Consider the following 8232-nt stretch of genomic DNA (forward strand, 5'->3'; position numbering starts at 1 on the left):
GTGTTATCCAGTTTATTCTTAATCGAGTATCTTCGAGGTTGAAATTAAACTTGAGCTTTGTTGGGCCATCTAGTTTAAAGGTATTTGCTTGCGTTTGCAGTAAAGAAACCAGGAACATTGGATCAACGGAGGTGTTTTGTGTAAATAAAACAGTGCCGCCTTTAGCATGCGCCTCAAGACGTTTAATGCCTAATACAGCGCATTGCTGTTTAATCTTGGTAACTTCGATAAGATTTTTGGTGGAATCAGGTAATAAACCAAAGCGATCGATCAGTTCTACTTGCAGCTCTTTTAAAGAGTGGTGATCTTTACTGTTGGCAATACGTTTATACAATGATAAGCGCATATTAACATCATGAATATAATCATTTGGAATTAATGCGGGGATTCGTATTTCAACTTCAGACTGGCTTGCCAGAAGGTGTTCTAGTGTCGGCTCATGTCCATTTTGTAATGCCTTTACCGCTTGATCTAACATCTCCATATACAGGTTATAACCAATGCTGCTGATTTGTCCTGATTGTTCATCGCCTAAAAGTTCACCTGCACCGCGGATTTCTAAATCGTGTGTTGCCAGCGTAAAACCTGCGCCGAGGGTGTTTAAAGATGAAATTGCATCCAGGCGTTTTTTGGCATCCTTACTCATCAATTTAGGCGTCGGTGTTAAAAGGTAAGCATAAGCTTGGTGGTGTGAACGACCGACACGGCCTCGTAGTTGATGTAATTGTGCCAGACCTAAATGATCGGCGCGATTTATAATAATGGTATTGGCACTGGGAATATCAATGCCCGTTTCAATGATAGTGGTACAAACTAAAACATTCTGGCGCTGATGGTAAAAATCAGTCATGATCCGCTCTAGATGATGTTCATTCATCTGCCCATGGGCAACGGAGATTTTCGCTTGCGGTAATAAACTTTGTAGATCCTGCGCCGCTTTTTCTATGGTAGCAACATTATTGTGTAGAAAGTATACCTGTCCACCACGCATTATCTCACGGGTAATGGCATCACTGACAATCTGATCTGTTTTTTGCTCGACAAATGTTTTAACGGCCAAACGTTTGGCAGGGGGAGTGGCGATAATTGAAAGATCACGCATACCATGCATGGACATATTCAAGGTACGTGGAATGGGGGTTGCGGTTAATGTTAAAATATCAATCTGCGCTCGTAAGGCTTTAATTTTTTCTTTTTGGCGCACACCAAAACGGTGCTCTTCATCGATAATTAACAGGCCTAAATCAGAGAACTTAACATCTCCACTAAGTAGTTTATGAGTACCAATTAAGATATCAATCTTGCCTTGAATTGATTCGAGCAGGATCTGTTTTTGCTCTTTAGCTGTTTTAAAACGTGATAATACTTCAATTCGTACCGGCCAATTGGCAAATCGGTCTTTAAAGTTTTCATAATGCTGCTGTGCAAGCAGGGTTGTCGGCACAAGCAAGGCTACCTGCCTGGTATTATCTGTTGCTAAAAAGGCCGCGCGCATTGCCACTTCGGTTTTACCGAAACCTACATCTCCACAGACTAATCGGTCCATAGGTTGTGATGAGCACATATCAGATAATACCGCATTGATTGATAGGGCTTGATCATGTGTTTCTTCAAAGGGAAAGTCATTACTAAACAGGGCATAATTGCTTTTATTTAGCTGGTAGCGGTAACCTACTTTTGCTGCTCTTTGAGCATAAACGTCCAGTAACTCTGCGGCAACATCACGGACTTTTTCAGCCGCACGTTTTTTTGCTTTTTGCCATGTTTCTGTGCCCAGTTTATTAATCGGTGCATTTTCAACATCATGGCCACTGTAACGGCTAATTAGATGTAATGAGCTTACCGGTACATAAAGTTTATCACCCCGGAGATATTCTAATGTTACAAATTCAGTTAAGTTACCTGCTGTTTCGATGGTTTGCAGACCTAAATATCGCCCGACTCCGTGATCAATATGAACAACTGGCTGGCCAATTTTAAGTTCTTCTAGATTACGAAGGATATGCTCTGAGCTATAGTTCTCATCATTACTTTCTTTGCGGCGGCGTCGTTGTGTGACTTTAAAACCTAACAGTTCATTTTCAGTAATAAACGCCAAGTTTGCTTCATTTAAGATAAAACTATTTTCGACTTGGCTAATAGTAATACCTAATCGCTTTTTGCTTTTTGAAAATGAAGAGAGGTTTTCAAATTCGTTAAGTACGAGTTTTAATGGCGCAAGTAGTTCGAGTAATGACTCTTTTCTACCGGCCGATTCAACGCTGAATAAGATACGACCAGAGAAATTAGTGATAAAATTTTCAATGTGCGCCAGAGGTTGATTCTTTTTATGCTCAACTTGAATGTCAGTAACAGCAGAAATATCAAAATTTACTTTTCCTGCTTTTTCTTTGCTTAACGGTTCGCTGGTAAAGTAATAACGTGGCCATTGGTTTAATTTCTCGAAACACTGTTCATGGCGAAGGTATAATTCTGCCGGAGTTAATAATGGACGGAACAGATCAACACTGCGTTCGTTGTAACGTGTCTCTAAACTTTCCCAGAAATCTATGCTTGCCTGATTTATATCACCTACAACTGCCAATTTTGAATCCGGCGGCAGATAATCAAAGAGGGTAGCGGTTTGTTCAAAAAACAGTGGTAAATAGTACTCAATACCTGCAGGTAAATTAGATTGACTGATTTTATGGAAAATGGACTCATTGCTTGTGGACAATGGAGAGGTGAATTTATCACTAAATTTTATTTTAAAACGTTTTATCGCTTCACTGTCTGTTGCAAATTCATGTGCAGGTAATAATTTGATTTCATTTATTGCTTTTAAAGAGCGCTGGCTTTCACTATCAAAAGGGCGAATCGAGTCGATCTCATCATCAAAAAAGTCAATACGATAAGGTGTTTGGCTGCCCATGGGGTAAATATCTAATAATGAACCACGAGCACAGAATTCACCGTGTTCCATTACCTGCTCGACGGCATAATATCCAGCTTCTTCTAGATCAGCGCGTAATGACTGCAGTTCAATTTTTTGTTCATTTTTAATAATCAGGGTGTGCTGTTTTAAATAAGCGGGTGGCGCAAGACGTAATAACAGAGTACTGATAGGAACAATTAAGATACCTTGCTGCAAACTTGGCAATTTATATAGGGTTTCTATTCGTGTGGAGATAATATCCTGATGTGGTGAAAAATGATCGTAAGGTAGCGTTTCCCAATCTGGAAAGCTGACAATGTCGATATTATCTTCAACAAAAAATTCCAGTTCCTGGCGTAATTTTAAAGCGGTCGGAGTATCGTTAACAATTAATATCAGCGGTGAAGTTTGTTGCTTAGCACATTCGCTAATTGCTAATGCCTGGCTGCTGCCCTGTAAGTTAGCAAATAATAAACGGTCAGACTTACTTTTTAGTGCCGGAATAGATAAAAGTGGAGCTTGCTTCATTTTCTGTTCTTTTTAAAGTGATTGAGCGCGTTGTTCCGCACGAAGTTTTAATTGTTTGGATTGTATATGTAATGTAGTGCGAATCAACAGTTCTCTATCTTCTTCTCTTATCTGTTGGTAAGTTAATTCGATACCGTTTTCATTAATCGCACTTACATTTGCATAACAATAAATAGCCGCTGATTCTTCAGGTATAAAAATCTTTAAGCGTACGTTTTGATTGACCGAAAACTTACTGTCAATGCAATCAAAAAGGCAACAACCGGCACTAAATGCTGATGTCTGATAATGAAATTTGCTGTCATCCTGTTGGCTAAGTACATAAGTGAGCAGGGTATTTATTTTCTGATTCTGTGCCTGTAAATAACCCCATAATGCCTGTGTTGTTTCATTATTTAATTTTAGCGGGTGTAATGCATGAAAGTCTATTGCGGCAAGATCGCTTGCCATACGAAATGGTGCAGGTATCTGTCGCTCAAACTCTTGCAGATTAGGAATATTCTCACCGTCATTGAGTAACTCAACATTAATTGCAAGCTGATAGTTAACTAGAAAATATTCATTGCTGATCATGATGTTGCCTTTTTTTATGGACTCTGACATTTTTTACTGAGTTTTCAGTATCTTGATTTATAAAGATACATTAGAATGCTCACTAATCAATGTGCTATTACTATTTTCTATTCAGTTACGTAGAGTCTGTCATTATAACTCAATGTAATACTATCAAGAAACAAAGGAATTTATGTTTTACCCCCTCAGTTTATTTATCGGATTACGTTACACAAAATCAAAACGTAACAATAAATTTGTCTCCTTTGTCTCACTTTTCTCAACAGGTGGAATAACTTTAGGAGTGCTTGCCTTGATCACGGTTTTATCTGTGATGAATGGTTTTGAGCATGAACTGAAAACACGTATTTTGGGCGCGGTGCCGCATGCCATTATTAGTAATGAAAGTCAGGCGCTAAGTGACTGGCAGCAACAAATTCCGGAATTATTAAAAATAGACAGGGTTAAAAGTGTCGAGCCCGTTGTACGTGGTGAAGCGATTGTGCAAACGCAAAGCAGTCTGCAAGGTGTTGTGTTTGAAGGTATTGTGCCTGAAGTTTATGGCAGTGATGTTATTAAATCCAATATTCACACTGGCAGTTTAACGGATTTAAAAGCAGGCTCTTATCATATTATTATTGGTCAAAGTTTAGCTCGTCAACTTAATGTTAGTTTAGGTGATAAAGTGCGCATCATATCTGCACGTGGCAGTCGCTTTACACCACTTGGGCGCATGCCAAGCCAGCGTAATTTTACTGTAGCCGGGTTATTTAAAGTCGGCTCGGATGTTGATAAACAACTTGTGTTGATGCATGCACAAGATGCAGCTCGCCTGATTCGCATCGCTAATGAGCAAGTGACAGGCCTACGACTCTATTTAGATGATCCGTTCGATATCCAATCATGGACTGCACCTGTGTTAAAAGAGGGACAAAACTTAACCGACTGGCGCAAGACACACGGTGAACTTTTTGCTGCGGTTAAAATGGAAAAAAATATGATTTGGTTACTATTATGTTTAATCATTTCGGTCGCAGCGTTTAATATTCTCTCTTCATCTGTGATGGTGGTAAGTGATAAAAATGCCGAAGTGGCAATCTTAAAAACGCTCGGTATTTCAGGGAAAACCCTTAATCTAATTTTTATTATTCAAGGCGCTTGGAGCGGCATTATTGGTGCGTTAATCGGTACTGCTTTAGGGTTGTTGTTAAGCAGTTATATTAACGAAACAATGTCTTTTTTAGGTTTGCACCTTCTCTCTAACGCTTCGGGTGGCGCACGATTATTACCTGTGCTCTATCAACCGCTACAAATATTTGTGATTATGTTTGGTGCGATGTTATTAAGTTTATTAGCAACTTTATATCCTGCATATCGCGCAGGAAAAGTGAGCCCAGTAGAGGCATTAAGATATGAATAAAACGATTGAAAATAAAGACATTCTGGTTTGCTCTAATTTGGGTAAAACATACCAGGACGGAAAATTGTTTAACACTGTTCTGCAGGGAGTTGAATTAAAAGTTCAGCAAGGTGAGTTATTGGCGATCGTCGGCAGCTCAGGCTCGGGTAAAAGTACCTTGTTACATCTGTTGGGGGCGTTGGACAAACCCAGTGAGGGGGAAGTCTTTTATGAAGGGCAAAATATCCACCAGCTATCCCCGAATAAACAAGCTAAATGGCGTAATCAATGCCTGGGTTTTGTGTATCAGTTTCACCATCTGTTATCTGAATTTAATGCCCTTGAGAATGTGGCTATGCCACTGCTAATTGCTGGCTGCAATATCAAAATTGCTACAGAAAAAGCACAGGCGATGTTAAACAGAGTCGGTTTGCAAGCCCGTTTAAAGCATCGCCCTTCGGAACTTTCTGGCGGAGAAAGGCAACGTGTTGCTATTGCGCGCGCCCTAATCAATGAGCCGCAATTAGTACTTGCTGATGAACCGACAGGGAACCTTGATGCACAAAGTGCTGAGAGTGTTTATCAGTTAATAAAAACGCTGAATCAAGAGTTAGGTACCGCTTTTGTAGTGGTGACACATGATCAGCAGTTAGCTGATAAATTACATCGTCAAGAACATATGGTAAGCGGTATTTTGCAGGGTAATTTATAATGTATCGTCCATTATCAATGTTTATTGGCTTGCGTTACAGCCATGCAAAACATAAAAATAAATTTGTTTCATTTATATCTGTAGCATCCATATTAGGTATTTCCCTTGGTGTTGCCGTGTTGATAGTGGGTCTTTCGGCGATGAACGGCTTTGAAAAAGCACTGCGAGATCAATTGTTGTCCGTGATTCCGCATGCGGAACTGGAGATGGTAAGCGGCAGTTTTAAAGATATCCAAAGCACATTAAAACAAGTTGAAGCGCAGCAGGGGGTTATTGCTGCAACGCCCTACATAACACTCAATGGATTACTGCAAAAAGATAATCAGATGAAAGCGCTACAGATTCGAGCTATCAACCCCGGTTCAGAAAGTAATGTGACCAGCATAGAGCAATATATTAAACAGGGTAATTGGTCTTTATTAGCTGCTGGTGAGCGTTCGATCATCTTGGGTAAAAGTGTTGCACAGAAACTAAAAGTGTCTGTTGGTGATTCACTATCCCTGTTATTACCTCAGAAACAGATAGGAAAGCGGTTAAAAGCCCCTCGTTCGGTAAAATTAAAATTAGTGGGCCTGTTTGAAATGGGGGGGCAGTTAGATAATGCGCTCGCTTTTATCCATATTGAAGATGCCAAACAGCTCTTAGCGATGAAAAATGCCAATGCAATTGCATTTAAAGTCGATAATGTTTTAGACGCACAAAAGATCTCCCGCTCCGTTGGTTATAGCCTCACCTCCTATCTATATATCAAAAGTTGGATCACTAGCCAAGGTTACCTGTATCAAGATATTCAGATGGTTAAGTCGTTAATGTATGTCATATTATTACTGGTTGTTGCGGTTGCCTGCTTTAATATTGTTTCAACCTTGGTGATGGCTGTAAATGAAAAACGCGGTGATATTGCAATTTTGAAAACAATGGGCGCTTCAAAGTGGATGTTACGTCTTATATTTATTGTACAAGGGGCATTTAATGGTTTTGTAGGGTGTCTGTTCGGTGCGCTTTGCGGAATCTATATCGCACTCAATTTAACCAAAATAATTGAATACCTAGAAAGCTTGATTGGACATAAATTTTTATCGGGTGATATCTATTTTATCGATTTCTTACCCTCTGAAGTTGATTACATGCAGGTTGTGATTATCACACTGCTTGCATTTGTGATGAGTGTGTTATCAACGGTTTATCCTGCGTGGCGCGCAAGTAATATTCAACCCGCTCAAGAGTTAGGTTATAGCCATTAATTGTACTTATTGACTCCTTGCTAAATTACCATACAACATATATTCGTGAATTGTATGTTAGCTACGGGTCATTATACGTGGCGGGTAAGTCATATACAGCTTTTTAAAAAGTCTGGTTCTAGGTATTAGTTGTGCTTGGTAATTGCCCCGTGAGATCTTAATAACTCCGCAATAGTTTGTGCCATCTTTTGGTAACCTAAATGGTTCGGGTGGATAATATCACTGTGTAAGTCAGGTTGACTTAAAACATCTGATAACAGATCATTTTCCACAACTATATTCATCTGCTCAGCTACTTGCTGGTATTGTTTTAGGGGTGTTAATAAAAGGTTGGTGTTAGGCACTGCAATCAATACAACTTGAATATTCCTATCCTGGGCTAGTTTAATCATCGCTCGTAAATTCTCTGCCATTTTATCTAAATCCGACTTTTGTAACATATCATTTGCGCCGTGGCATAACAGCAGAAGTTGCGGCTGGTAATGGTCTAATAAATTTTCTAATCTAAGTAATCCTTCACTACTTAACTCCCCATTAATACCTTTATTGATCACCTGCATATTAATGAGTTTACTTAATTGTGCAGGGTAACTTTGATTTTTATCAGCACCATAGCCAAAAGTCAGGCTATCACCAAAGGCAAGGATAGGTTGTTGCTGATTAAGCGGTTGTAACATATTAGTCGGTCCACTACTGAAAAATAAAATAAAAAATATTGCCACTAAAAACAAGCTTACTTTAAATAGTTTCATTCTCGGTCTCCTTTTTGCGTCTCAGCTTGTTACTTATGAACTTCCAATCTGATTGGCTTTAGCTTTAAAAAGCATACTAGGTGTTCGAAATTATATTTAGTAATCTATTGAAAAATAAGACAGATATAAAG

General features: G+C 39.2%; 6 protein-coding genes. 3 read left to right on the plus strand and 3 right to left on the minus strand.

The annotated features are described in order from the left end of the window. Both mfd and AC4GME_RS15420 read right to left on the minus strand, forming a co-directional pair. Nucleotides 1–3442: transcription-repair coupling factor (mfd, locus tag AC4GME_RS15415; protein WP_490379708.1), on the minus strand; the 3442-nt coding region annotated here is incomplete at its 3' end. 12 nt (nt 3443–3454) lie between these two features. Beyond that, nucleotides 3455–4015: a PilZ domain-containing protein gene (locus tag AC4GME_RS15420; RefSeq protein ID WP_490376198.1), complete on the minus strand. Its 561-nt coding sequence runs from the start codon at nt 4013–4015 to the stop codon at nt 3455–3457. A gap of 172 nt (nt 4016–4187) precedes the next feature. On the opposite strand from AC4GME_RS15420, the gene AC4GME_RS15425 reads away from it, so the two are divergent. From AC4GME_RS15425 to lolE, 3 genes are read left to right on the plus strand one after another with little or no spacing between them, the layout of a single operon-like run. After that, the gene (locus AC4GME_RS15425) at nt 4188–5414 is read left to right on the plus strand and encodes a lipoprotein-releasing ABC transporter permease subunit (protein WP_490376199.1); all 1227 of its coding nucleotides are present in this window, start codon (nt 4188–4190) and stop codon (nt 5412–5414) included. Beyond that, nucleotides 5407–6105: a lipoprotein-releasing ABC transporter ATP-binding protein LolD gene (gene lolD, locus AC4GME_RS15430; RefSeq protein ID WP_490376200.1), complete on the plus strand. Its 699-nt coding sequence runs from the start codon at nt 5407–5409 to the stop codon at nt 6103–6105. The genes AC4GME_RS15425 and lolD overlap by 8 nt, the downstream gene beginning before the upstream one ends. Next, complete coding sequence (gene lolE / locus AC4GME_RS15435) at nt 6105–7349, plus strand: lipoprotein-releasing ABC transporter permease subunit LolE (protein ID WP_490376201.1); 1245 nt, start codon at nt 6105–6107, stop codon at nt 7347–7349. Before lolD ends, lolE begins: the two co-directional genes overlap by 1 nt. Before the next feature lie 125 nt (nt 7350–7474). On the opposite strand, the gene AC4GME_RS15440 is transcribed toward lolE, so the two are convergent. Beyond that, complete coding sequence (locus AC4GME_RS15440) at nt 7475–8101, minus strand: GDSL-type esterase/lipase family protein (protein WP_490376202.1); 627 nt, start codon at nt 8099–8101, stop codon at nt 7475–7477. Nucleotides 8102–8232: the final 131 nt, after the last annotated feature.

The sequence above is a fragment of the Psychromonas sp. genome (assembly GCF_983033635.1).

Bases quoted from the DNA above. Each gene is read 5' to 3' on its own strand.
- AC4GME_RS15440 (WP_490376202.1), bottom strand. From the start codon at position 8,101: ATGAAACTATTTAAAGTAAGCTTGTTTTTAGTGGCAATATTTTTTATT.
- AC4GME_RS15420 (WP_490376198.1), bottom strand. From the start codon at position 4,015: ATGATCAGCAATGAATATTTTCTAGTTAACTATCAGCTTGCAATTAAT.
- AC4GME_RS15425 (WP_490376199.1), top strand. From the start codon at position 4,188: ATGTTTTACCCCCTCAGTTTATTTATCGGATTACGTTACACAAAATCA.
- lolE (WP_490376201.1), top strand. From the start codon at position 6,105: ATGTATCGTCCATTATCAATGTTTATTGGCTTGCGTTACAGCCATGCA.
- lolD (WP_490376200.1), top strand. From the start codon at position 5,407: ATGAATAAAACGATTGAAAATAAAGACATTCTGGTTTGCTCTAATTTG.